Origin of the sequence: Paenibacillus sp. URB8-2, from assembly GCF_013393385.1 — a bacterium.
Classification (GTDB): domain Bacteria; phylum Bacillota; class Bacilli; order Paenibacillales; family Paenibacillaceae; genus Paenibacillus_AQ.
Genome location: NZ_AP023239.1, coordinates 1,754,984 through 1,779,762, shown reverse-complemented (window position 1 = coordinate 1,779,762; position 24,779 = coordinate 1,754,984). Strand labels below are relative to the sequence as shown.

The window sequence follows — 24,779 nt, the reverse complement described above, 5'->3', positions numbered from 1 at the left end:
GGAGAGATATCCAGATGAACCAGGAAACCCTTGATATGTTCAAAGTTCTCACCGAATTCCCTTCCGCTCCCGGCTTCGAACGCGAGCTGCGTAAGCTTGTAAAGGAAGCCATGGCGCCTTATACGGACGAATTCGTCCATGACCGGCTGGGCAGCCTGTTCGGCGTTCTTCGCGGCGATGAAAATGGACCGAAAATAATGGTAGCCGGCCATTTTGACGAAGTCGGATTTATGGTTACCGGCATAACCGATAACGGAATGATCCGGTTCCAGCCGCTCGGCGGCTGGCTGGCTTCCGCCGTATCCTCGCAGCGGCTGCAGATCATTACGCCCAAAGGGACGATTACAGGAATTGTCGGCAGTACGCCCATTCATCTCCTCAGCCAGGAAGAGCGTACGAAAGCCGGTGATATCAAAAAAATGTTCATAGATATCGGCGCGGAAAGCCGCGAGGAAGCCATGGAATTCGGCGTCGCTCCCGGACAGCAAATCGTTCCGATCTGTCCCTTCACCCCTCTCGCCAATCCGAAAAAAATATTGGCCAAAGCCTGGGACAACCGTTACGGCGTAGGACTCGCCATCGAGCTGGTTAAGGAGCTCAGCGGCAAGAAGCTGCCGAACACCGTCTTTGCCGGCGCAACCGTGCAGGAAGAAGTAGGCCTCCGGGGGGCTGGGACGGCGGCCAACCTGCTTCAGCCGGATATTTTCTTCGGGCTTGATGCAAGCGCAGCCGCGGATATGACGGGAGACCGTCAGGCGTTCGGACGGATTGGCGACGGCGCGCTGCTGCGCATCCTCGATCCGACGATGATCACCCATCGGGGGCTGCTTGAATACGTGCAGGACACGGCGGATACGCACCGGATCAAGTATCAGTATTTTGTCTCCCAGGGAGGGACGGATGCGGGTCAGGTCCATTTGAGCGGAATCGGCGTTCCCTCCGCCGTAATTGGCATCTGCTCCCGTTATATCCATACACCGGCTTCCATCGTCCATACCGACGATATCGACGCGGCCAAAGAGCTGCTGATCAAGCTGGTGGAGGGACTGGACCATACCACCCTGCAGACCATTATTGAACGGAGCTAAAGGCATGGTATTTCCGGCAGCGTAAAATATGCCGGAGCACTGAAAGCCCGCGCCGGACCTTTGCAGTCTTGCGCGGGCTTTTTTCGACCGCTTGCATCATGTGGAATTCGGCGTAAGAAAAGTAGCGTGATAAAGTAGTGTGACAGGTTGATATGAACTTATTATGAATTTTTCATATAATGATTTTATCATATATAAGACCGTGAAATTGCCCGTCTTTACCCGTATGGGTACCCCGCCGTTTCTTTCGGTGCTACGCCTGTTTTAATTCGTCCAGCCGCTTCAATGCGTTAGCCGGACTTAATTCGTGGTAATGCTTCAGGACCGCTTCGTGAATCTCATGGCCTGCCGGGATGCCCGTATACATGGTAACCGTCGCTTCCAGCCCGGCATCGGCTATGGAAGCCTGAAGCTCGGCGGCTTCGGGATCTTCAGCCACATCGAAGAGCAGAGCCCCCGCCATCGACCTTGCCAGCGCCGAGAAGCTTAGATTCCGGTCATAAGCCTGCATAGCCGGAGAAACGAGGCGGTCGGCTGGGGAAAGCTTGCGGACCGGAGAACGTCCGACCCGAGACACCTCATCCGTCAGCGCCGGATTTCGGAAGCGCTCGAGATTTTTATCGATATACTTGCTGTGCTCCTTCGGGTCCAGGCCGTGCTTTTGCACCAATACGGCTCCGGTTTCTTCCAGCACTTCGCGAACCAAAGCGGTGAGTTCTTCGTCCTCCATCGCCTGCTGAATCGTTTCGTAGCCCTGAAGATAGCCAAGATAGGCGGCCGAGCAGTGTCCGGTGTTCACCGTGAACAGCTTGCGCTCGATATAAGGCTCCAGATTATCGACATAGTGAACACCTTCCACTTTTTTGTACCCCGGAATCATTTGCGAAGAATCGACTACCCATTCATAAAAAGGTTCCACAACAACCTTCAGGATATCCTCATGCTGTTGAAGCGGAACGATCCGGTCCACCGCGGCGTTCGGAAAAGCGATCATTGTATCGGCCTTGCTCCGGGTCTCTTCGTCAAGCTTGGCGTAGACCAGCTCTTTAAGCCGCGCGCTGCCGCCGATCGCATTCTCGCAGGCAATGATATGGAGCGGCTCGGATGAACCGCCCGATAACCGCTGCGACACCCCTTTCGCAATGACATCCGCAATATGCTTCAGAACAGAAACACCAACTGCCGTTGTTATAAGATGCGAATTGGCGACGGCAGCCGCCACCTCCTCTCTCTGGAAGGCGCCGCTGAGCGCATTCACGTTGCTTACCGTTACCGTCTCCCGGCCTTCGCTGGCCAGGGTAACGGTGTATTCGCCGCGTTCCTGCAGCTCACGCACCACCTCTTCATTTACATCCACAAAGGTCACTTCATAGCCCGATTGCGACAGCAGCAGCCCGATAAAGCCTCTTCCGATATTGCCCGCTCCAAAATGAACAGCTTTCATTGTTGAGTGACACCTCCTTCAAAAATCCCGATAATGTCGGCTGGACTTACGGCATTCATAACCCGTTCAATCGCGTCGTCTTCGGTAAAGATCATAGCCACGTTAGTGAGGATCTCCATATGTTCGTCCCCCGCTGCCGCAATGCCGATTACAACAAACGCCGGCTCGTCGCCCCCGAAATCGACCCCTTCCTGAAAGCGGGCGACGGACAATCCCGCGGATTTGATATACGGCTTCGCATCCTTTGTGCCGTGGGGGATGGCGAGTCCGCCTCCCATGTAAGTGGACACGACTTCTTCCCGTTCCAGCATCTTTGGAACATATTCCTCCGTCACATGATCCCCTAGAACCAGCAGATGGCCAGCGATCGCAATCGCTTCGTATTTGTCTTTGGCGGCAGCGTTCATCACAATTTTATCTTCCGACAGTATGCTCATAAGGTTTCTTCTCCCACTTTCACATTTTATTTTCGAAAAAACGCAGAAGCCCGGCGGACAGATAGGTCCTGATTTCCTGCTCCGTCCTCTCCTCCAGCAGACCCACCAGCTCCGAATCGAGCAGCATGGCGCTTATCTCGCTAAGCACTTCCAGGCTTTCCTTCGACAGCTTGCGCGGGGCAAGCATCAGAAGAACTGTTCCGACCTCGATATTGTCATCCAAAACAAGCGGTTGCTTTAGCCGGTACGCGGTCAATGAAGACAGATGCACATGGCTGCTGCGGGTATGGAACAGCGCAAGGCCGGTATCCGGTATGACCTGACTGGCCATCCGCTCCCGCTCCAGCAGTTTCTCCAGAAGGATTTCCGGAGCATCGGTCACGCCCCTGCCGTGCAGCTTATCCAGCATTTTCCGGATGGTACCAGGCAGATTCGCCCCTTCATTTTCAAGCGGGCAGCACCGAAAGCGATCGATCAATCCTTCGATCTCATCAAGCAGCCCTTTGTAGCTTTTGATCCGGTCCGCGGCTTCTTCTACGTCAGACGGTTGATCCTGTTCGGGAAGAGCTGAGCTGTTGTTTTCCATCTGGGCCGTGTTCTGGATGTAGCGTAACAGCTTGTCGATTTCTTCCGCCGTCAGGAGCGGGCTTATTTTGATATATTTGTCCTTCTCCAGTGGAAGATCGATAGTCGAAATAATCAGCTCGTAATCTTCCCCGGGCATTCGGGCCGCTTCGTACCAGGAAACATTGCCCCGAATTTCAAGCTGAGGCATTTCCTTTCTCAGGCGCTCCCCCAGCAGCCGGGAAGAACTGAGGCCGCTTGCGCAGACGAGAATGGCCCGAACCTTGAGGTTCAATTGATTCAGCCGCTCCGCCGAGGCGCCGAAATGCATGACCAGAAAGGCGATCTCCTCATCGGGGACGGCATATTCGAGCCCCAGCTCTTCAACCGCTTCGCGGATAATCCGGAACAAATAATGGTAGTCCTTGCGGATTGGTCCCAGCAGCGGATTGCGGATGCGGGTTCCTTCACGGATTCGCCTGATGGCCAACTCGATATGCTCCAACAGTCCTTCCCTCAAGATGCGGTCGCCCTGGAACGGAATCCCCGTCTGTTTGACAACCTGTTCCGTCAGACGGTACACGGTATCCATCAGCCCGATATCCCCGTAAACGAACTCCGCGGATGAAATAGATTCCTGCGCCCGGTCCAGCAAGCCTGAGATATATACAATCTCCGCTTTCGGGAGCTTCAGTCCCAGTTCTTCCTCCAGCCGTTTAACGAACTCCTCCGAGCCGGAAATGTTCCGGAGCTCGGACTTTCGGGAATAGACCGCATCCTCGGCGCTGCGGATAACCATACCGATTTCCCCGCGCCTTACGCTGACGGACAGGCCGAGCAGCAGCTCCATGTAGACATTTTCCGTCAGTTCGGATGTCCAGCTCCACTCCATATCCCACAGGAGACTCTCCACGGTCAGCAATCTGCCCTGGCCAACGGCGGCGAGCAGCTTCCGGAAGACAATACTTCCTCCCGTCCGGGGCACCCGGCTGACCAGATCCGATTGATCCAGATGTTCGGCAGCCAGCCTGCTGAGCGCACGCCGTTTGTCGGCTTCGCCGCCGGCGATCTCGACGCCGTAGCCTCTCCTTCGCACAAGCTGAAGTCCGAATTTGCGGACCCACGGCTCCAGTTCATCCAGATCGTTGCTGACGGTGGCTACTGTCACTTTCAAGGTATGCGCCAGGGCGAACAGCTTCAAAGGCTCATTCGTCTCTAGCAGCGAGCACAGCTCGAATATTTGGCGTTCTTCACCGGAATACTCCGCCGGTTTTTCTTCTTCCAGAAAGACTCGGAGCTGCTCAAGTCCCTTTTCCGCTCCGTTCACCTGAATGCCTTTTCCGGATTTCCGGCTTAGGGCCAGTCCGAAATCATGGAGGATATGCTCGGTATCCTCCATTTCCCGGTGAACGGTTCGCACGCTGACACCAATGTTTCCGGCTATTTCCGCAGCCGTTATTTCCTCGCTGCTATCCAGAAGAAGCATAATCATCTGGCGCTGTCTGGCGGTCATCTTACTTTTCATGGGGACCCTCGCCTTATACGGAGACAACGCCGGCTTTCGCCAGCCAACGTCTCCCGCAATTGGTATTAGTAGTGGGCAAGCCTTATTTCAAACGTTCAACCAGTTCGTCATATCGCGGACTCTTCAGGAAGTTGTCGATCGAAACATGCTCGGCTTTCGGATTGCTTGCGATGGCCCGGTCCGTCAATGTCTTCTGGGTGACGACAATGTCGGCATCGGCCGGAATTTCACTGACCGGAGAGTTGACTACCGTTATATTTACTCCGGCATTTTGCAATTTTTTTCTCAGAACGGAGGCACCCATGGCGCTGGAGCCCATGCCTGCGTCGCAAGCGAAGACAATTTTCCGCACTTCGCTCTTGCTGCGGGCATTAACTGCTATAGTGGAAGCAGCTGCTGTTTGAGCGGCTGTGCCAGCCGTTTTCATGTCTCTCATTTTTGCCGATGCTTCTTCAAGGTCTATTTCCTCTTCGCTCTGCTTAACCGTTTTCAAGAGCAGTGTAGCGAGAACAAAGGAAACGGCTGCCGCCGCGATGACCCCTGCGAACACCGGCAGGTAACCGCCTTTAGGAGTCATTGCGATGTAAGCGAAGATACTGCCCGGGGATGCAGGAGCAGACAAGCCCGCGCCCAGCAGCTGGAATGTGAAGGTGCCTGTTACACCGCCGCCGATAACCGCCAGAATCAGGCGCGGATTCATCAGAATGTATGGGAAGTAAATCTCTTGAATACCGCCAAGGAAATGAATGATAATCGCGCCGGGAGCCGAAGATTTCGCCGAGCCTTTGCCTGCCAGCCAGTACGCCAGCAGAATGCCAAGACCGGGGCCCGGATTGGATTCGAGCATGAACAGGATGGATTTACCCGCCTTGGTGGCCTGCTCAACGGCAATCGGACTGAGGATGCCGTGATTGATCGCATTGTTCAGAAACAGCACTTTGGCCGGCTCGATGATAAGGTTGACGAGCGGGAGCAGGTGGTGGTTCACCAGAAATTGAACGCCGCTGGACAGGATGTTCGTTAAGCCTTGAATAACCGGTCCAATCCCGGTATACGCGCCCAGCGAAAGGACTCCGCCGATGATGCCGAGCGAGAAGTTGTTGACGAGCATTTCGAAGCCCGCTTTGATCTTGCCGTCGACCGAGCGGTCGAATAATTTCAGCACCCAGCCGGCCAGCGGACCCACAAGCATGGCTCCCAGAAACATTGGGATGTCCGAGCCGATGATAACGCCCATCGTGACCACAGCGCCGATAACGCCGCCGCGCTTGCCGTGAACCATCGTCCCGCCCGTGTAACCGATCAGAAGCGGCAGCAGGTAGGTGATGATCGGGCCAACCAGTTTGGCGAGGTGCGCGTTAGGCGCCCAGCCTGTCGGAATGAATAAAGCCGTAATCAAGCCCCAAGCAATAAATGCGCCGATGTTCGGCATAACCATACCGCTTAAGAGGCGGCCGAATTGCTGCACCCTCACCCGCACACCAGCGGATGCTGCTTGCTTTGTTGCCAATGTGGCCATGTATATTGCCCCCTTGAATTAATAGAATGTAAAGCCTTTCAACAAGCTTGAAGGAAACTCATTTCCTATGAATATATCTTAAATCTAAGCGCTTTCTTTGTCACCAAATTGAAAATGCGGTTTCGGCATGAACGTTGTTGACAACATTTAAAAGCAGGCGGGCCGCGGTCAAAAAGACAGTTGACATCCATTTGAGGCCTACTTATACTAATATCAACTTCAAAGGTAGTTCGTATAACCCCGATAATCGGTTCGGGGGCTCTACTGGGGTCCGTAAAATCCTAACTACGAACGCAATATTTCATATATTGCGCTCGCAGTTGGGATTTTTGCATTTCAAATTAACAGGGGAGGTTTAGCATGAGCACACTGCTGATCAAGAATGCCCGCAACATTATCACCATGGACGCGCAGCGCCGCTGCCACCCGGGAGGGAGCCTGTTCATCGAAGGCCAGGAAATCAAAGCCATCGGGACAGATATTCCCTATGAGGATGCCGACACCGTCATTGACGCGGCGGGAAAAATCGTTTATCCCGGGTTGATCAACACCCATCACCATTTATATCAGACATTCACGAGGAACATCCCGTGGGCCCAGGACTGCGAGCTGTTCGACTGGCTGCTGACGCTGTACGAGATTTGGCGCCATATGCGGCCGGAGGATGTATATCTGAGTGCCATGGTAGGTTTGGGCGAACTGCTCAAGACCGGCTGTACGACCGCTTCCGATCACTTTTATTGTTTTCCGGACGCCGTCAGCGGTGAGTTGATTGATGAAGAAATCCGCGCCGCCGGGGAGCTCGGCATCCGGTTTTACCCGACGCGGGGCTCCATGAACCTGGGCAGATCGCAAGGGGGGCTTCCACCGGACGAGGTGACGCAGACGGCGGACGTCATTCTGGGGGACACCCGCCGGGTCATTGAAACCTATCATGACGCCTCCAAATTTGCCATGGTTCGCGTCGGCGTCGCCCCTTGCTCGCCTTTTTCGGTATCCGAGGATCTTCTGCGGGAATCCGCCCGTTTGGCGCGCAGCTACGGCGTCCGGATGCATACCCATCTGGCGGAAACGAAGGATGAGGAAGACTTTTGTCTCGCAAAGCTCGGGCTCCGTCCGCTGGAATACATGGAGAAGACGGGGTGGATCGGCCGCGATGTGTGGTATGCGCACGGCATCCATTTTAACGGCGACGAAATACACAGGATGGGCGCTTGCGGCTGCGGCGTCGCCCATTGTCCGAGCAGCAACATGAAGCTGTCGTCGGGAGTATTCCCCGTGCGAAGCATGTTGCAGGCGGGGGTTCACGTTGGACTTGGCGTGGACGGTTCGGCGTCCAACGATGCGTCCAATCTTCTTGGAGAAGCGCGTCAGGCCTACCTGCTGCACAAGCTGACCGCCGGAAGCGCGGGTCCCACGGCTGAAGAAAGCTTATGGCTAGGTACAGTCGGATCGTCGAGAGTGCTTGGGTGGGAGGATGCGATCGGCTCTTTGGAGGTCGGCAAAGCGGGTGACCTGTTCATGATCGACTCGCGCAGACTGGAATATGCCGGCGCTTTGTTTAACGATACGGCCCTGCCGGTCGTCACAGGCATCAGCCAGAACGTGGACATGACGGTCGTTGGCGGCCGAATTGTCGTGAAAGACGGACGTCTCGTGCGTGTTGAGGAAGAGAGGATTGCGGAAGCCGCGGGGACCGCGGCTCTCCGGATGGTCCAGTCGGCATCAAGACGAACCGGCGTCAATTACCTCAAGCATCGCGGACGCGTCTAGCCCGTGTCTTCGTTAGCCACAGTTTTTTATTCCCGAATAATTGTTCTAAAAAGGGGGTGTTCCTGCAGTCATCCAAAATGACTATAGGGACACTTTTTGTCTGTTCTTTTACTATTTATGCCTGAATCAAGTTCGGCGGCGTCTTGCCTTCAAGCCCAGCCACCAAGTTTCTCGCCGCAGTCCAGGCCATTTCCAGCCGGGTCTCATGTGTAGCCGAACCGATGTGCGGCAGCAGAACGGCATTGTCCAGCGACATAAGCGGATGATTGTCTGGAAGCGGCTCCTGCACGTATACATCAAGACCTGCCGCCCAGATTGTTCCGCTACGCAGCGCCTCAATCAACGCTTCTTCATCGACAGTCGCTCCTCTTGATCCGTTGACGAAAACAGCGGTCTTCTTCATGAGCTTAAATTCGCGTTCGCCGATCATCCCCCGGGTCTCCGGCGTCAGCGGCGTCATTAGGCACACAAAATCCGCCTCGGCCAGCAGCTCGTCCAGTGTGCGGTAAACCGCGCCGTACTGTTCCTCCAGCTTGGGGTTGCGGGAACGGTTATGGTAAATAATATCCATATCGAATCCGAACCGGGCGCGCTGAACGATTTTTTCTCCGATACCGCCAAGTCCGATAATGCCGAGCGTCTTATGATGAACATCGATGCCGAATAAGGCATCCTCTCTCGAATCTTTCCACTGTCCGTTTCGGACATACCGGTCCAGAACCGGCATCCGGCGCGCCGTAGCCACCAGCAGACCGAAAATGGTATCGGCCACCGTATCGTTCAGAACTCCCGGTGTATTGGTCGCCATTATTCCGCGTTGGCTGATTTCGGGAATATTCAAATTATCATATCCGACGGAAATATTGCTCACGATTTTCAGATGGGGCGCGCGGTCCAGAAATGCCGCATCGACCTTCAGTCCCGCCCCGAGCAGTCCCTCCGCTTCCTTCAGCGCTTCCGTAAAAGGGGAGCCGTCCGTGTTGTCCGGGGCATTGAAACTGGACGTTTCGCAGTGCTCCTGTACGTATTCCAATACTTCTTCGGGTAGTTTGCTGTATACAAGCACTTTTGGTTTCATCTATCCATTCCTCCGTATCAAATCATATCCAGCTGCATTTTTCGTTCCGGTGCGGGAAACGCCTTATCAAGCAGCCACAACTCCTCAGCGCTTAGGCTGATTAATGCCGCCGCTGCGTTCTGAAGCACATGTTCCCGGGATGAAGCTTTCGGAATCGCAATCTCGTCCCCTTCCCGGATGCACCAGGCAAGGAGAATCTGCAGGGGAGAAGCGCCGTGTGCCACGGCAATTTCTCTGACCGCTTCATTCTGGACGAGGCCCTTCCGCAGCGATCCCGCCTGCGCGAGTGGCGAATAGGCCATGATCGGCATTTGTCGTTCACGCTGCCAGGGGAGCAGTTCGAACTCAATTCCGCGTGATCCCAAATGGTACAGCACCTGATTCGTTGCACAGTGCGTTCCCCGGGCAAGCCGGAACAATTCTTCCATATCGTCCGTATCGAAATTGGATACGCCCCATCTGGAAATTTTGCCCTGCTCCACCAGCCGCTCCATGCCCTCGACCGTTTCTTCCAGCGGAACGCTGCCTCGCCAATGCAGCAGATACAAATCCAGACAATCGGTCCTCAGACGCTTGAGGCTATCCTCGCAGCTTTTGGCGATCCGCTTTAGCCCAGCGTTATGCGGGTATACCTTGGATACAAGAAAAACCTTGTCCCGTATCCCCTGCATCGCTTCACCCACAACCGTTTCGGAGCGCCCTTCCCCATACATCTCCGCAGTGTCGATCAGATTCATCCCGAGTTCAACGCCCAACCTGAGCGCCTCTACCTCTTCTTCTCGGCGGGAAGCATCTTCGCCGATATTCCAGGTTCCCTGACCAATTCGGGGCACGGCGGCTCCATCCGGCAGCGCAATCCGGCTGCGGGTATTGGCCTTTTTGATTTCGGCTTTGCTCGCTTCATTGACGAAGTTGTTCATCGGTATGCTCCTCTCTCCTCAATGATAGTTTCCCGATATATGCTGCTCCGTTCCGGATAAAATTTTGGCCAACAGAACGATTTGTCCGGTATGATAGCCATAATGCGCCGGTATCCTCACGAGCAGAGTGCGAATGCTTTTTACCTCCTTAGCGTCTTCTTCGGAAGCCTGCCCGCGTTTCATCCGGTTCCAGTCTCCAACATCATAAGGAACGGTAACCTCACTGTTCAAATCCGCTTCCGACAAAGAAGAGAGAATCGCTTCCGATTGGCTTCTCACTTCTTTCAGCTTCTCGACAAGCTCATCCCGGGAAAAACCGCCCTCCGCGGAAAATTCGTTGGAGCGCTCCCGAATCAGTGGCCTGCCGCCAACTGCCGTTCCGAAATTCTGATATTCGTTGCCCGCAAGATGCAGGCAGTAGTTGCCGATGCTGTTCATACCGGGCTTAATTTTTGTCCAAATTTGCTCATCCGACAGGAGCAGCAGGCTTTTTTCGATACTCTCCAGTTGATTGTTCATGTAATCCAGAGCGTCTTTGACCAGTTCTATCATACACATCCCTCCGGGCTTCGTATGGACTTAGTACAAGCATACCATATTTTCCCGAAAAGCCGCCAAACCGCCGCCGCCATCGGTACCGCCTCCGATGCTGATCGCTAACCGCCGAGAACCGTACTCCAGTTGTCTTGATCGGCTGGCCGGTGGCAGCCATCCCTTTTCTTAGTCTTCGTCTAAACTAAACGATACACTTTTGCGGTGAGCAGCAGCATTAAAAAAAACGGCCCCGGCCGCGATGGCCGGGAGCCGTCCTGAATTTTTCCGCAACTGTCGATCAGCCTCGCTCTTATTTTAAATCCGCCTGACCGGCATTGAATTCGATCCTAACTTCCTGTGCGGAAAGAGCCTTCTTGTATATTTTCAGTTCATCGATTTTACCGCTGTATGGGGTATCCCAGTAATTAACGCCAAGCCCGAACGCCGCAGTTTCGTCCTTGAACACATCGGGGAAGCCGCTGCCCGAGAACTTCTCCGCACCGTTGATATACACCTTCACGCTGCCGTTATCGACGGTGAAGACGACATGGGACCACTGGTTGATCGGAACGGTTACCCCCGTTTCGGCATCATACCAACTGCTGCCGGACCACAGCTTGGTTTTGTTCGCGTTGCCGAGCGGCACCATACTGATCCAACTGCTTGATGTTTGAGCCCCAAAGAAGGCGGTGGTATACTGCGTCAGCGCGGATGGATTCAGCCACATGGAAACGGAGTAGGTATTGCCTTCAATCAGGCCGTCCGGCAGCCGGATGCCGGAGCTTCCATTGAATACTGCCGCCTGGCCTTTAATGCCGTCACTGTAAGTAATGCTTCCTACTGTCGTGCCGTTCAGGCTGCTGCCGACCGGCTTCCCGTCTCCGGCTTGCAGCAGGGAATCCTTCAAATTTCCGTCGAACGAATAGTATGCGATTTCGCCGCTGTCAACGGTAACAATATAGCTTGCCGTCGCACCGCCCCCGTCGGCTGCCGTTGCCGTAATTTTCGCCGTACCCGTCGAGATTCCGGTCGCTTTGCCCGTCGCTTCGTCCACGGAGGCAACAGCGGAATCACTGGAACTCCACACCAATTCTGTATTCCCGGCATTGGAAGGCAGCACCGCCGCCGATGGAGAATAGCTGATGCCGACCGCGAGCTTCTTCTCGGCGACGCCGAGATTAATGCTGCTTAGCTTTACGCTTGAATCGGGCAGACCGTTAACGAGCCAGCCCACTTCTTCTGCAGTCAATGCGCGTTCGTAGACCCGCAGAGAGTCCATTTTTCCTTTGAAAGGCGTATCCCAGTAGTTAACCCCCAATCCGAACACGCCGTTGGCGTCGGTGAACACATTCGTAAAGCCGGTGCCAGTGAATTTCTGAACGCCGTTCACATAAAGCGTCACCGTACCTGCATCGTACGTAAAGGTCAAGTTGCTCCAAACGCCAGGCGGGATCTGCATGCCGGTGTCCGCGTTAAGCCATGCTTCGCTGCCAAACCAGAGCATCGATTTGGCGAGCGAGCTTGTTCCGTACGGTATCAGGCTGATCCAGTTGGTATTGGTTTTGGCTCCGAAAAAGGCGGTCGTATGCGGGCTCAGCCGATCCGGGTTCAGCCACAAACTGACTGTATAGGCGCTGCCTTCAATCAATCCGTCCGGAAGACGAACGCCGGATTCACCGTCAAACACCGCCGATTTGCCGCTTACGCCCTCGGCATAGGAAATACTGCCGTTCGTAGTGTTAATTAGGCTGCCGGTGACGGTTCCGGCGGCGGTCCGCTCCGACTGCTCACTCAGGTTACTCTCGAAATCGTATGCCGCCTTCAGTCCGTCTTCCAGCGGATTCCCGCTATTTTGCAGTACGACAACGTTGAACTTCCTCGTCGCCTCCGCGGCGCCCAGCTTCACAGTCGCGGTCAGTTCAACGGCGGCATCGCCGCTGCCCGCTTTGGGACGGATTACGATCCCTGTTGCGGATACAACCGCTTGTTCGGAGGAAGTCCAGGTGATAATCGCGTCCCGTATTCCCGAAGTGGGAAGACTGAGGTTCCTGTATACCCTGCTCGTATCGCCGAGCGTTATTGTGTTCGCGATATTGAGAGCGATCTCTTCTTCGCCCAGCGTCTCGATCCGGCTGCCCCACACGACATCCCCCTGTTCGGACAGGGCGCTGAACGCCATCACGAAGGACTTTCTGGTGGAATCCCACTGCTTGACGAAAACGCCCTTATACAGCGTCTGTACGCTGCCGACGTCAATCGTCTCATCAATGAGGAGATGCGCATAATAATCGCCGGACAGTTCCCATGTTCCGGTGACAGAGCCTGTAATTGTCCCGTCCTGCTGCAGATTTACAGACACCGTGGATTTGATATCCCCTGAAATATCCTTGGCATGATTGACGAACTGGTAAGATCCAATGATAGCTTCCCTGGATACCTTGGCGATGCTTTCATCGGCATAGCGGTGCGGAGCAACCACCGGCCAGCCGTCTTCGTTCATGAACATTTGATGCACGCGAAGCTCATGGGCTTCTCCCCGGAACGGGAAGCGCGTATGAAATACGTTGAACATTTTGCCGGTCTCGTTATCGTAATATACCGAGTTGTGCCCGGACGATACGTATCCGTAAATTGGAAAGTCGGCTTCCGCATTCAGATTGCTGAAGAGAAAATTGCCGAACATCTTAATTCCGATCGGTGAATGATCGTTATTGCCGGCCAACACCGCATTTTGTCCCAGTGCGTCCACATAGGGGCCATCCGGACTGCCTGAACGGAACAATCGGATGTCGTATCCTCCATCCGCTCCGAGCCAGCCGTAGGAAACATTCAAATAATAGTAGCCGGTCTTCGCGTCGTAGACGATATACGGGCCTTCGCCCGACTTGCCGTAGCCGCCGGAAATTTTTGTTCCAAAATAACGGTCAACTAGCCGGCCGTCGGAAGTCGTTCTGTCTGTGCCGGGATACTTCGGCGTACCCGTAGCCGGGTCGATTTCCAGAATATAAATGCCGCCGGACCATGAACCATAGGCCATCCACAGCTTGCCTTCCTTGTCGTAGAATATGGCCGGATCAATTGCATTTGGATAAGTCTTGTTCAAATAAGACCCGTCCTTGTTGAACCAGCCGGAGTTCATGCCGCTAAATGTGCCATTTTCAATCAGCGCCGGAATGTTCGTATTCGTCCATTTCTTGTCGACCGTGCTGTTCGCATCCATGCCGCTGTTCAGAGTGAAGCCGGAATAGACGATCGTATCGCCATAGGAATAGGGCCCCTCGATATTCTGCGAGACGGCGAATCCGATTGCGGAACGGATGTAAGTGGAAGAGGTACAGTAGTACATCATGTAAGCTCCCTTCGTTCCATCCGCATTCACATAGTCCTTATTCCAGAAGACGTCAGGGGCCCATACGGAATAACCGCCCAGGCTGTCGGCGTCGTTCTTCCCTGCCCAAGCAAAGGAACCTGCCAATGTTTCCGGAAAATCGTCAAACAGCACATTGCCCGGAGTCGTGTAGCCGTTCGTGAAACGGGTCCAATTTATCAGGTCCGTCGATTTCGCCGCCTCGATATGGGAGCCGAACACATAATAGGTGCCTTTATCCTTCACAATCGACGGATCATGCACTGAAACATTCGTGAACTCCGGCGCATCGGTCTCCGGTGCGGCATCAGGAGTTGCCGTGGGAGTTTCCGCCGAGGTTGCCGTGGGAGTTTCCGCCGGGGTTGGCGTCGGAGCTTGAGCCGGGCTTGCCATCGGGCTTGCCGTTGCCTCCCCCGTAGGCGTCGAGCTGGCCGTTCCCGCTGAACCGGAAACGGGATTCGGCGAGGCTGCAGGGGTTGCCGCCGCATTTTCAAACTGAACCAAGGGTTTGTATTTATCGTCAAAGGTCACTTTTCCACTTCCTTGAATACTGATCTTCCCATTGAAGCCCACTGTCAGATTGTCGATTTCCGCGCCCGCATCAACGCGCAGCGTCGCTTTGGCGCCTAGCGTCATATTGGCGATGCTGCCGCTTGATAGATGCAATAGCGGTTCACCCAGCGCGTTCATCTGAAGCGAACCAAAGCTGCCCGCGAGCTGAACGACCGAGCTTTGAGGGAGACTTCCCTCCACGATGACTTGGGTAAAGCCCTCACCAGTCAACCCTTCGGCTTCTTCCAGCTTGACTCCCGAGCGGACGCGCACATTTCCAAGTGACGTCGTTCCGGCGGCTGCGATGCGCAGCTTTCCATCCGCTTTGCCGATGATCATCCCGGCGGTGGACGAATCATTCAGCACAATGCTGTGCTCGCCTCCGCCGTTTACGAATATTTTGCCTCCGACCTTCACGTTCTCCAGCAAAACATTGCCGTCAACGATGCCTTCGGTCAGGTACAGATTTCCTGTAATGACACTATCCTTAAGAGTCACGCCGGCCGCACTCACAACCGCATTCCGGGTATTGATTCCCGCAAGGGTTCCGCTTTGGCCGATAATTTCTCCGGCAAGGCCGTCGATCATCCGCAGCGCCTCCGCTCTCGTAATCTGCCGATTACCCTTGAAGCTGCCATCCCCATATCCGCTTAAATACTTTTCGCTTAACAAAGCAAGCACGGCATCCCGGCACCAGGCGGGAACATCCGCAATATCTTTCGGCATCTCGCCCGAAGCCCCGGATTCAAGCCCGAATAAACGGAACAGCATGACCGCCGCTTCCTGACGGCTTACCGTCTGTCCCGGACGCAAAGTGCGGTCGTCGTAACCTGAGATATAGCCGGCTGCAACCGCCTTCCTAATATCGTGATAATAAGCGTCATCCGCAGACACGTCCTTGAATTCCGCATCCGCTTCGCGTTGCAGGTTAAACGCTCGGTTAATCAGGGACATCCATTCAGCCCTCGTTATCTTTTGTTCGGGCTTGTATGTTCCGTCTCCGTACCCGGAGATCAACCCTTTATCTACCCAAGTCTGAAAATCCCGCTTCGCCCAATGCGCCGTATAATCCGGCATCCTTGTCTGTGGGGCTTGTTTGAGCGTGACCGCCGGACTCCCCGTTCTTCCCGAAGCCGATATCATTGGCGCAGGCAGCAGCAGCGTCAGGGCAAGAAGCGAAGACATAAACTTTCTATTTCTTTTCTTCACAGTTATAACCCTCCAACCTTTAAAATTTAACTTGGTTAAGATGATGACGGGATGAATGAACGATGAATGCCGGATCCTTCCTCCTTTCAACAATAAATAAAACGCTTACATTTACTTGAAAAAACAAAATCCTCTGAAAACTAACGTGTTTATTTTATAAAAAACTAAAGTTAATTCAGAAGATTTCAGTTATCGGTTTCATTTTAATAATGGTTTATGGAGTTTGTCAATTTTATTTTTTCATTTTATGAATTTTTTTATTTATTAATAAACTAAAAAGGTAGCAGTCTACCTAAACCTCTTCGCTTCCCGTCGACACTATTTGCCTTCCACAGCACTTGATACAGGCCAATAACAAAAAGCCCGGAGGCGATCGTCAACCAACGATTCTTCCGGGCTTCTATCAGTGGTATCGCTGGAGAATTCGAACTTGTCGACGCGGCCGCCCCAGAAATCGGCATAGAACTTGCATCGTCTTAATTGGCTGGACGCGTTCTTTTACCAAAGGCTTTCTATCTCCCTTCATCACTGGTATAATTTAGTTATTTCAATACGGTTAGGAGAGAATGTCTTTCATGAGCATTGGCCTTATATTTATTGTAGTTTTGGCTTTTGTGCTGGTAAGCGGCATTATCCGAAGAGACGGACATGGCAAGCCTCCCGGCAAAACCCGGAACGACACCGAATATGATCCTTCCCTCTTTATGCTATCCAACCCCCGACCTGACCGGCAGCTCCCACAGTGATTCCCATTCCCATGGACGAAATCATCACCATCACGGCGATTGCGATCGCGGAGGCCAGCATCATGGACATCACGGAGGCTCGCATGATTTCGGCGGCCATTCCCACGGAGGACACGGCTTTGGCGGAGATGCCGGAGGCGGAGGAGACTGCGGCGGCGGTGGGGGCGGAGACTGAGCTTGCCGCATCAGTAATTCAAAAAACGGCTTGGGCAAGTATAAATAATCAAATCAAAAATCTCCTGTAAGCACAAAAAACCACTGCTGAAATTCAGCAGTGGTTCATGTGCTTGGCGGCTTCCTACTCTCCCAGGACCCTTCGGTCCAAGTACCATCGGCGCTGGAGGGCTTAACGGTCGTGTTCGGGATGGGTACGCGTGGAACCCCTCCGCCATCGCCACCAAACGGGCATTTGCTTGAACAAATGCATACATCAGGTTTTCAGCATCGCCAAATGCTGATAGCAACTTCTGTTTACCGCAACTGCTAGAGCTGCACTCAACAGAAGCCTTGCTCCCTGAAAACTGGAACCGAAACGAATCTTGCGTTTAATTTGGATAAGCCCTCGACCGATTAGTATTGGTCAGCTCCATGCATTGCTGCACTTCCACCTCCAACCTATCTACCTCGTCGTCTTCAAGGGGTCTTACTAATTGGGAAATCTCATCTTGAGGGGGGCTTCACGCTTAGATGCTTTCAGCGCTTATCCCGTCCGTACGTAGCTACCCAGCCATGCTCCTGGCGGAACAACTGGTGCACCAGCGGTACGTCCATCCCGGTCCTCTCGTACTAAGGACAGCTCCTCTCAAATTTCCTACGCCCACGACAGATAGGGACCGAACTGTCTCACGACGTTCTGAACCCAGCTCGCGTACCGCTTTAATGGGCGAACAGCCCAACCCTTGGGACCTACTTCAGCCCCAGGATGCGATGAGCCGACATCGAGGTGCCAAACCTCCCCGTCGATGTGGACTCTTGGGGGAGATAAGCCTGTTATCCCCAGGGTAGCTTTTATCCGTTGAGCGATGGCCCTTCCATGCGGTACCACCGGATCACTAAGCCCGACTTTCGTCCCTGCTCGACTTGTTGGTCTCGCAGTCAAGCTCCCTTCTGCCTTTGCACTCTTCGAATGATTTCCAACCATTCTGAGGGAACCTTGGGACGCCTCCGTTACGCTTTAGGAGGCGACCGCCCCAGTCAAACTGCCCGCCTGACACGGTCCCCGCACCCGTTTAGGGTGCCAGGTTAGAACCTAGATACGATCAGGGTGGTATCCCAACGGCGCCTCCACCGAAGCTGGCGCTCCGGCTTCTAAGGCTCCCACCTATCCTGTACAGATCGTACCCAAGTTCAATATCAAGCTGCAGTAAAGCTCCATGGGGTCTTTCCGTCTTGTCGCGGGTAACCTGCATCTTCACAGGTATTAAAATTTCACCGGATCTCTCGTTGAGACAGCGCCCAAGTCGTTACGCCATTCGTGCGGGTCAGAATTTACCTGACAAGGAATTTCGCTACCTTAGGACCGTTATAGTTACGGCCGCCGTTTACTGGGGCTTCGGTTCACAGCTTCGGGTTTAACCCCTAACCGCTCCCCTTAACCTTCCAGCACCGGGCAGGCGTCAGCCCGTATACTTCGCCTTGCGGCTTCGCACAGACCTGTGTTTTTGCTAAACAGTCGCTTGGGCCTTTTCACTGCGGCCCCCTCGGGCTATTCACCCTACCGAGGCACCCCTTCTCCCGAAGTTACGGGGTCATTTTGCCGAGTTCCTTAACGAGAGTTCTTCCGCGCGCCTTAGAATTCTCTTCTCGCCTACCTGTGTCGGTTTGCGGTACGGGCACCTTCTCCTGGCTAGAGGCTTTTCTTGGCAGTGTGAGATCATGACCTTCGCTACTGTAATTTTCGCTCCCCATCACAGCCCAGCCTTAATGGTGTACGGATTTGCCTATACACCAGCCTCGCTGCTTGGACGGACATCCATCAGTCCGCGTCACTACCCTCCTGCGTCCCCCCATCGCTCATAGCGGATTACGGTGGTACAGGAATATCAACCTGTTGTCCTTCGACTACGCCTGTCGGCCTCGCCTTAGGTCCCGACTTACCCTGAGCGGACGAGCCTTCCTCAGGAAACCTTGGGCTTTCGGCGGATCAGATTCTCACTGATCTTTTCGTTACTCATACCGGCATTCTCACTTGTATGCTGTCCAGCTGTCCTTACAGTCAACCTTCAACCCACATACAACGCTCCCCTACCCCTGATGCATACGCATCAAGCCATAGCTTCGGTGGTGTGTTTAGCCCCGTTACATTTTCGGCGCAGAGTCACTCGACCAGTGAGCTATTACGCACTCTTTCAATGGTGGCTGCTTCTAAGCCAACATCCTGGTTGTCTGTGCAACTCCACATCCTTTCCCACTTAACACACACTTGGGGACCTTAGCTGATGGTCTGGGCTGTTTCCCTTTTGACAATGGATCTTAGCACTCACTGTCTGACTCCCGGTGCATCAGTAGCTGGCATTCGGAGTTTGACTGAGCTTGGTAACCCTTGCGGGCCCCGCACCCAATCAGTGCTCTACCTCCAGTACTGTTAATCACCGAGGCTAGCCCTAAAGCTATTTCGGGGAGAACCAGCTATCTCCGAGTTCGATTGGAATTTCTCCGCTACCCCCACCTCATCCCCGCACTTTTCAACGTGCGTGGGTTCGGGCCTCCAGTGCGTGTTACCGCACCTTCACCCTGGACAGGGGTAGATCACACGGTTTCGGGTCTACGCCCACGTACTTAAGTCGCCCTATTCAGACTCGCTTTCGCTGCGGCTCCGGCTTCTCGCCTTAACCTTGCACGTTAAACGTAACTCGCCGGTTCATTCTACAAAAGGCACGCCATCACCCCTATAACGGGCTCTGACTTCTTGTAAGCACACGGTTTCAGGTACTATTTCACTCCCCTTCCGGGGTGCTTTTCACCTTTCCCTCACGGTACTGTTTCACTATCGGTCGCCAGGGAGTATTTAGCCTTGGCAGATGGTCCTGCCGGATTCATACGGGGTTTCACGTGCCCCGCACTACTCGGGATCCGTCTCGGAGGGAACCAAATTTGGGCTACAGGGCTTTTACCTCTATCGCGGGCCTTTCCAGACCTCTTCACCTATCTTGTTCCTTTGTAACTCCATGTGAGACGTCCCACAACCCCAGGGAGCAAGCTCCCTGGTTTAGGCTGTTCCGCGTTCGCTCGCCGCTACTGACGGAATCACTCTTGTTTTCTCTTCCTCAGGGTACTTAGATGTTTCAGTTCCCCTGGTCTGCCTCCACCTACCCTATGAATTCAGGTAGGAGTGACTGTGCATTACCACAGCCGGGTTTCCCCATTCGGACACCCCCGGATCAACGCTTGCTTACAGCTCCCCGAGGCATTTTCGTTGTTCGCCACGTCCTTCATCGGCTCCTGGCGCCTAGGCATCCTCCGTGTGCTCTTAGTAGCTTAACCACATGTTTTCCCGTTAGGGAAAATCATGAACCACTATTCACTTCACTTGATCAATCGCTTGACACAAGTTCAGCTAAAAGATGTTCTAAAACGCAATTTTCGTTTCGGTATCCAGTTTTCAAGGATCAAGATTGAGAGTTTGAGCTCTCAAAACTGAGCAACGAGTGAGCAACAGGCCTAAACCTGAGTTTTGGAAGCTTAGCTTCCGATTTGAATGTTTCCGCTCGGGAAACGATTCTCCATAGAAAGGAGGTGATCCAGCCGCACCTTCCGATACGGCTACCTTGTTACGACTTCACCCCAATCATCTACCCCACCTTCGGCGGCTGGCTCCCTTGCGGGTTACCCCACCGACTTCGGGTGTTGTAAACTCTCGTGGTGTGACGGGCGGTGTGTACAAGACCCGGGAACGTATTCACCGCGGCATGCTGATCCGCGATTACTAGCAATTCCGACTTCATGCAGGCGAGTTGCAGCCTGCAATCCGAACTGAGACCGGCTTTATAAGATTGGCTCCACCTCGCGGTTTCGCTTCCCGTTGTACCGGCCATTGTAGTACGTGTGTAGCCCAGGTCATAAGGGGCATGATGATTTGACGTCATCCCCACCTTCCTCCGGTTTGTCACCGGCAGTCACTCTAGAGTGCCCAGCTTCACCTGCTGGCAACTAAAGTCAAGGGTTGCGCTCGTTGCGGGACTTAACCCAACATCTCACGACACGAGCTGACGACAACCATGCACCACCTGTCTCCTCTGTCCCGAAGGCCGCGCCTATCTCTAGACGATTCAGAGGGATGTCAAGACCTGGTAAGGTTCTTCGCGTTGCTTCGAATTAAACCACATACTCCACTGCTTGTGCGGGTCCCCGTCAATTCCTTTGAGTTTCAGTCTTGCGACCGTACTCCCCAGGCGGAGTGCTTACTGTGTTAACTTCGGCACCAAGGGTATCGAAACCCCTAACACCTAGCACTCATCGTTTACGGCGTGGACTACCAGGGTATCTAATCCTGTTTGCTCCCCACGCTTTCGCGCCTCAGCGTCAGTTACAGCCCAGAAAGTCGCCTTCGCCACTGGTGTTCCTCCACATCTCTACGCATTTCACCGCTACACGTGGAATTCCACTTTCCTCTTCTGCACTCAAGCTGCCCAGTTTCCAGTGCGACCACAGGTTGAGCCCATGGTTTAAACACCAGACTTAAACAGCCGCCTGCGCGCGCTTTACGCCCAATAATTCCGGACAACGCTTGCCCCCTACGTATTACCGCGGCTGCTGGCACGTAGTTAGCCGGGGCTTTCTTCTCAGGTACCGTCACTCTTGTAGCAGTTACTCTACAAGACGTTCTTCCCTGGCAACAGAGCTTTACGATCCGAAAACCTTCATCACTCACGCGGCGTTGCTCCGTCAGGCTTTCGCCCATTGCGGAAGATTCCCTACTGCTGCCTCCCGTAGGAGTCTGGGCCGTGTCTCAGTCCCAGTGTGGCCGTTCACCCTCTCAGGTCGGCTACGCATCGTCGCCTTGGTGAGCCGTTACCCCACCAACTAGCTAATGCGCCGCAGGCCCATCCCCTGGTAGCAGATTGCTCCGCCTTTCCGCCTTCCGGTATGCACCAGAAGGTCTTATCCGGTATTAGCTACCGTTTCCGGTAGTTATCCCAGTCCAAGGGGCAGGTTGCCTACGTGTTACTCACCCGTCCGCCGCTAAGTCCTTTTGAGAGCAAGCTCTCAAAAGGACTCCGCTCGACTTGCATGTATTAGGCACGCCGCCAGCGTTCGTCCTGAGCCAGGATCAAACTCTCCAATAAGGTTTTTTCGCGAGGTTACCACCCGGATCACTCCGAGAAAATAACCATCCGAAAAGTTTATCGATAGAGCGATAAGCTCATTTTGAAACATCTGACGAGAATTTGCATTCTCACGATGGCATTTCAAAAGCGTGAAGCACGCTGTGAAATCCATCTTTTTTGGAACTCGCCAGAAGCGAATTCCCACTCACTCGTTGTTCAGTTTTCAAAGATCAAACTATTCATATCGATCTACTCAGTAAAAAAGCGACCGGAATAATAATATACCACATTCAAATCATATCTTGCAAGTGAAAGTTTCTTCCAGCTTGCTCACCGTGACACTGTTTTGTGCCCGGAATAAGAATATATCATGATTGAATCACTTCTTGCAAGTGAAAGTTTCTTCCAGCTTGCTCACCGCAACGCTGTTTGCGACCGGATTAGTAATATACCATGGTTTTATAACTAATAACAAGATGAAAGTTTTATCAAATTTACTTTATTATCCCTTTTAACCGATTGCTCCAGAAGAGTTCTCAAATCAGCTTATAAAAACGAACTTACCGAAAAAAGAGTAAGTTCGTTTCTTGAAGTATGTGTACTCTCATATTTAATTGCGGTAGATCTTGCTGCTTCTCAATCTTGAGATCCACTCCTTGCGCGCTTTTATGAGCGGGCGCAGGCGTATGAGAATTTCGCTCTATATGCAGCGGGCTAGCAAACGCAGCCACTCGGGTCCCCTTGTCAGCGGATCTTCACTCGCAAAGGGAATGAACAAATACGGAAGATATAAATGCACCCGGCCATGAAAACCAATGCCTTGATTCAACATCCCCCGTATGCTCGTTTACTGCTTCAGGAAAAAGTCCGTCCCACTGGACGATCCTCGCCAATTTGCGCTGAACCTGTTGCTTACGCCTGACGTCTCCGATCAGCAAGCTGTACAGAAGCTCCTGCCCGTCTCCCAATGGCCAAGGGTGAGGGGTGTGGACGGAACCGAGTCCGCCATATTCCCCGTCGTAAAAGCCTCTCTTATTCTCCTTCGAAAAAGCAAACTCCATCGTATTCATCCATCTCGGGTCATTCGAATGACAGAATCCCCAGATAGGAGCATAAACCGTCGGAAGATCGTTCGCATCATGGTAAAGCTGAAAGCTTCCCTTCAAATCGGAAAGATAAGCAAACAGTTCCCTGCCACCATGCGGCGCAACAAAACAATCCAGGGTATCGCGTTTAACCAACTGGGCAATTTCCAACAGCTCGAGGTTTGTAAAAGAAAAGGTTTCATTCAGCTTTGCCAGCGACTTCAGCGTATGCCATACCAACACCTGGCTTGAAAAATGATACGGGTATGTAACTTCATCATCCGCCGGCGTTTCCCCGGTTTGAAATAGCCATCGTTCCGTATCCTTGTATTCCATGATCATATCCAGTATTTCGTGAATCTTGGGCATTAGTCTTACAATCGTTTGGCGATCCCGGAACCTGTCGTAATAATCGCACAGCTGAAGCAGGGGATAGCACTGCTGATCCAGTTGAAATACATCATCCTTGCAAAATCCGTTAGTCAGGTAGGCGCGGCCCCAATAACGGTTCGGACGAACGGCTTTTTCGAACATCCACAATAGATGGCCCTTGACGGTTCGCTGTACCTGATTTTTGAATACGGGAACGTAGGAACCCTCATACAGATAGCGTGCGTGCTGCTCCGAATCAAGCAGCAGCCGCATCATATAATAGGAATCCCGATTCCACGACAAAGGCAGAAGCTGATGATCGGTAATGATGCACACAGACTCATCATCGACCGGGACGGAGCAGCAGGACAGGATGTAGCCGATATTCCTGTGAATGATGAGCTTCTCCGCACCCAAACGGCCATCCGTTGTCAGCCTCGGCGTCTCTTCCCATGCCCTATTTTTCCAAGCCTGAATTTCGTCAAAGCTGAAAACTGCCGGTTCTCCTGCTTCCTCTGAAATCAGGCAAAGCATCGTAAGCTCGCGGCTTTCCCCGTTGTTTAAAATCAATTCTGTCTCGTGTATATAAGTTACCGGGCGGTTCGCTAATTTCTCCATCGGCTGCAATTCCAGCGGGTCTGCCCCGTTAAAGAAATACAGGCTCGCCTCAGCTGGCAGATTCAGATTGGTAATTGTCAGGCTGTTGTTAGCGGCCACAAAAGCAAGATCCGTTGGCGGAATCGGGATCGGTCCGCCTTCCGTCAACTGTCCGTAGCTGCACCGGTGAAGGCTGAATGTGCCGCCAATCGCCAAAGGAACGGACTCCGGTTTGCCGCCGCAATTGGTGATTGTAAGCTGCTCAATCATGCCGCTCATCCCATTATGATGAAAAGGGATATATACAGCATTGATTTCAATGGTTTTCCTTTGGAACCGGATCAGCGGGAAATGATTCATGGCCAAAAAAAACTCTTGCTTCCAATCTGAACTCTTCGGCAGAATTCCGAATCCGGTTGTGCCTTCTGAAATGCGCGGTTGATCTATTAAACGTCTGCGATATAGACGAACATATTCACTGTCATACCATTTATCGTTTGGAAATGGTTCTGCCGGTTCCAGTGTGATAAATCCATGTCGCGGATGGACGTGATTCACCGAACGGATGCAACCGTCCTCTCCGATGCTCGCGGACAGCTGCCCGCATCCCACATCCAGAGGCTTGCGGTTTTGTGTGTCAGGTAAACGCATGAACTCAAGGGATGAAATAGACAAAGGAATTCCTCCATTTTACCGCATTCA

13 protein-coding genes, 3 rRNA genes and 1 riboswitch are annotated in these 24,779 nt (G+C 53.3%); of the genes, 4 read left to right on the top strand and 12 right to left on the bottom strand.

Going from position 1 to position 24,779, the window contains the following annotated elements; all coding sequences use genetic code 11:
• The first annotated feature begins 14 nt into the window (after positions 1-14).
• A complete protein-coding gene (locus tag PUR_RS08210; protein WP_179034825.1) occupies positions 15-1,088 on the top strand; it encodes a M42 family metallopeptidase in 1,074 nt (357 codons plus the stop codon).
• A gap of 253 nt (positions 1,089-1,341) precedes the next feature.
• On the opposite strand, the gene PUR_RS08205 is transcribed toward PUR_RS08210, so the two are convergent.
• From PUR_RS08205 to PUR_RS08190, 4 genes are all read right to left on the bottom strand, one after another.
• On the bottom strand, positions 1,342-2,532 hold the full coding sequence (locus PUR_RS08205) for a mannitol-1-phosphate 5-dehydrogenase (RefSeq protein ID WP_179034824.1): 1,191 nt from the start codon (positions 2,530-2,532) through the stop codon (positions 1,342-1,344).
• Positions 2,529-2,969, bottom strand: a complete 441-nt coding sequence (locus tag PUR_RS08200) for a PTS mannitol transporter subunit IIA (RefSeq protein ID WP_179034823.1) — start codon at positions 2,967-2,969, stop codon at positions 2,529-2,531. Before PUR_RS08200 ends, PUR_RS08205 begins: the two co-directional genes overlap by 4 nt.
• A 19-nt stretch (positions 2,970-2,988) precedes the next feature.
• Positions 2,989-5,058 (bottom strand): BglG family transcription antiterminator, encoded by a 2,070-nt coding sequence (locus tag PUR_RS08195; RefSeq protein WP_179034822.1) that lies wholly within the window; start codon positions 5,056-5,058, stop codon positions 2,989-2,991.
• Between the two features lie 82 nt (positions 5,059-5,140).
• Positions 5,141-6,577, bottom strand: a complete 1,437-nt coding sequence (locus PUR_RS08190; protein ID WP_179034821.1) for a PTS mannitol transporter subunit IIBC — start codon at positions 6,575-6,577, stop codon at positions 5,141-5,143.
• Between the two features lie 210 nt (positions 6,578-6,787).
• A riboswitch (purine riboswitch) is annotated at positions 6,788-6,885 on the top strand.
• 52 nt (positions 6,886-6,937) lie between these two features.
• Between PUR_RS08190 and PUR_RS08185 the strand changes: the two genes are divergently transcribed.
• A complete protein-coding gene (locus tag PUR_RS08185) occupies positions 6,938-8,350 on the top strand; it encodes an 8-oxoguanine deaminase (RefSeq protein ID WP_179034820.1) in 1,413 nt (470 codons plus the stop codon).
• 115 nt (positions 8,351-8,465) lie between these two features.
• On the opposite strand, the gene PUR_RS08180 is transcribed toward PUR_RS08185, so the two are convergent.
• The 4 genes from PUR_RS08180 to PUR_RS08165 all read right to left on the bottom strand — a co-directional run bounded on the left by PUR_RS08180 (position 8,466) and on the right by PUR_RS08165 (position 16,010).
• Positions 8,466-9,428, bottom strand: a complete 963-nt coding sequence (locus PUR_RS08180) for a 2-hydroxyacid dehydrogenase (protein WP_179034819.1) — start codon at positions 9,426-9,428, stop codon at positions 8,466-8,468.
• Between the two features lie 17 nt (positions 9,429-9,445).
• Complete coding sequence (locus PUR_RS08175) at positions 9,446-10,348, bottom strand: aldo/keto reductase (RefSeq protein WP_179034818.1); 903 nt, start codon at positions 10,346-10,348, stop codon at positions 9,446-9,448.
• Between the two features lie 18 nt (positions 10,349-10,366).
• Entirely contained in the window at positions 10,367-10,900 is a 534-nt protein-coding gene (locus tag PUR_RS08170) for a DinB family protein (RefSeq protein ID WP_179034817.1), read from the bottom strand.
• A 292-nt stretch (positions 10,901-11,192) separates the two neighbouring features.
• The gene (locus PUR_RS08165; RefSeq protein WP_179034816.1) at positions 11,193-16,010 is read right to left on the bottom strand and encodes a LamG-like jellyroll fold domain-containing protein; all 4,818 of its coding nucleotides are present in this window, start codon (positions 16,008-16,010) and stop codon (positions 11,193-11,195) included.
• 575 nt (positions 16,011-16,585) lie between these two features.
• Here PUR_RS08165 and PUR_RS08160 point away from each other — a divergent pair.
• Together PUR_RS08160 and PUR_RS08155 are read left to right on the top strand one after the other, a co-directional pair.
• Positions 16,586-16,756, top strand: coding sequence for a hypothetical protein (locus tag PUR_RS08160; RefSeq protein ID WP_179034815.1), 171 nt, complete (start codon positions 16,586-16,588; stop codon positions 16,754-16,756).
• Entirely contained in the window at positions 16,753-17,001 is a 249-nt protein-coding gene (locus tag PUR_RS08155) for a hypothetical protein (protein ID WP_232101763.1), read from the top strand. The genes PUR_RS08160 and PUR_RS08155 overlap by 4 nt, the downstream gene beginning before the upstream one ends.
• Positions 17,002-17,041: 40 nt before the next feature.
• Here PUR_RS08155 and rrf read toward each other — a convergent pair.
• The 4 genes from rrf to PUR_RS08135 all read right to left on the bottom strand — a co-directional run bounded on the left by rrf (position 17,042) and on the right by PUR_RS08135 (position 24,752).
• A 5S ribosomal RNA gene (gene rrf, locus PUR_RS08150) occupies positions 17,042-17,158 on the bottom strand.
• 148 nt (positions 17,159-17,306) lie between these two features.
• Positions 17,307-20,239 (bottom strand): 23S ribosomal RNA (locus PUR_RS08145).
• A 245-nt stretch (positions 20,240-20,484) separates the two neighbouring features.
• Positions 20,485-22,041 (bottom strand): 16S ribosomal RNA (locus PUR_RS08140).
• Together the 16S, 23S and 5S rRNA genes form the textbook arrangement of a ribosomal RNA operon.
• Before the next feature lie 737 nt (positions 22,042-22,778).
• Positions 22,779-24,752 carry a glycoside hydrolase family 125 protein gene (locus tag PUR_RS08135; RefSeq protein ID WP_179034813.1) on the bottom strand — a complete coding sequence of 658 codons (1,974 nt, stop codon included), beginning with the start codon at positions 24,750-24,752 and terminating at the stop codon, positions 22,779-22,781.
• Between the last annotated feature and the right edge of the window lie 27 nt (positions 24,753-24,779).

Bases quoted from the DNA above. Each gene is read 5' to 3' on its own strand.
- PUR_RS08210 (WP_179034825.1), top strand. From the start codon at position 15: ATGAACCAGGAAACCCTTGATATGTTCAAAGTTCTCACCGAATTCCCT.
- PUR_RS08205 (WP_179034824.1), bottom strand. From the start codon at position 2,532: ATGAAAGCTGTTCATTTTGGAGCGGGCAATATCGGAAGAGGCTTTATC.
- PUR_RS08200 (WP_179034823.1), bottom strand. From the start codon at position 2,969: ATGAGCATACTGTCGGAAGATAAAATTGTGATGAACGCTGCCGCCAAA.
- PUR_RS08195 (WP_179034822.1), bottom strand. From the start codon at position 5,058: ATGAAAAGTAAGATGACCGCCAGACAGCGCCAGATGATTATGCTTCTT.
- PUR_RS08190 (WP_179034821.1), bottom strand. From the start codon at position 6,577: ATGGCCACATTGGCAACAAAGCAAGCAGCATCCGCTGGTGTGCGGGTG.
- PUR_RS08185 (WP_179034820.1), top strand. From the start codon at position 6,938: ATGAGCACACTGCTGATCAAGAATGCCCGCAACATTATCACCATGGAC.
- PUR_RS08180 (WP_179034819.1), bottom strand. From the start codon at position 9,428: ATGAAACCAAAAGTGCTTGTATACAGCAAACTACCCGAAGAAGTATTG.
- PUR_RS08175 (WP_179034818.1), bottom strand. From the start codon at position 10,348: ATGAACAACTTCGTCAATGAAGCGAGCAAAGCCGAAATCAAAAAGGCC.
- PUR_RS08170 (WP_179034817.1), bottom strand. From the start codon at position 10,900: ATGATAGAACTGGTCAAAGACGCTCTGGATTACATGAACAATCAACTG.
- PUR_RS08160 (WP_179034815.1), top strand. From the start codon at position 16,586: ATGAGCATTGGCCTTATATTTATTGTAGTTTTGGCTTTTGTGCTGGTA.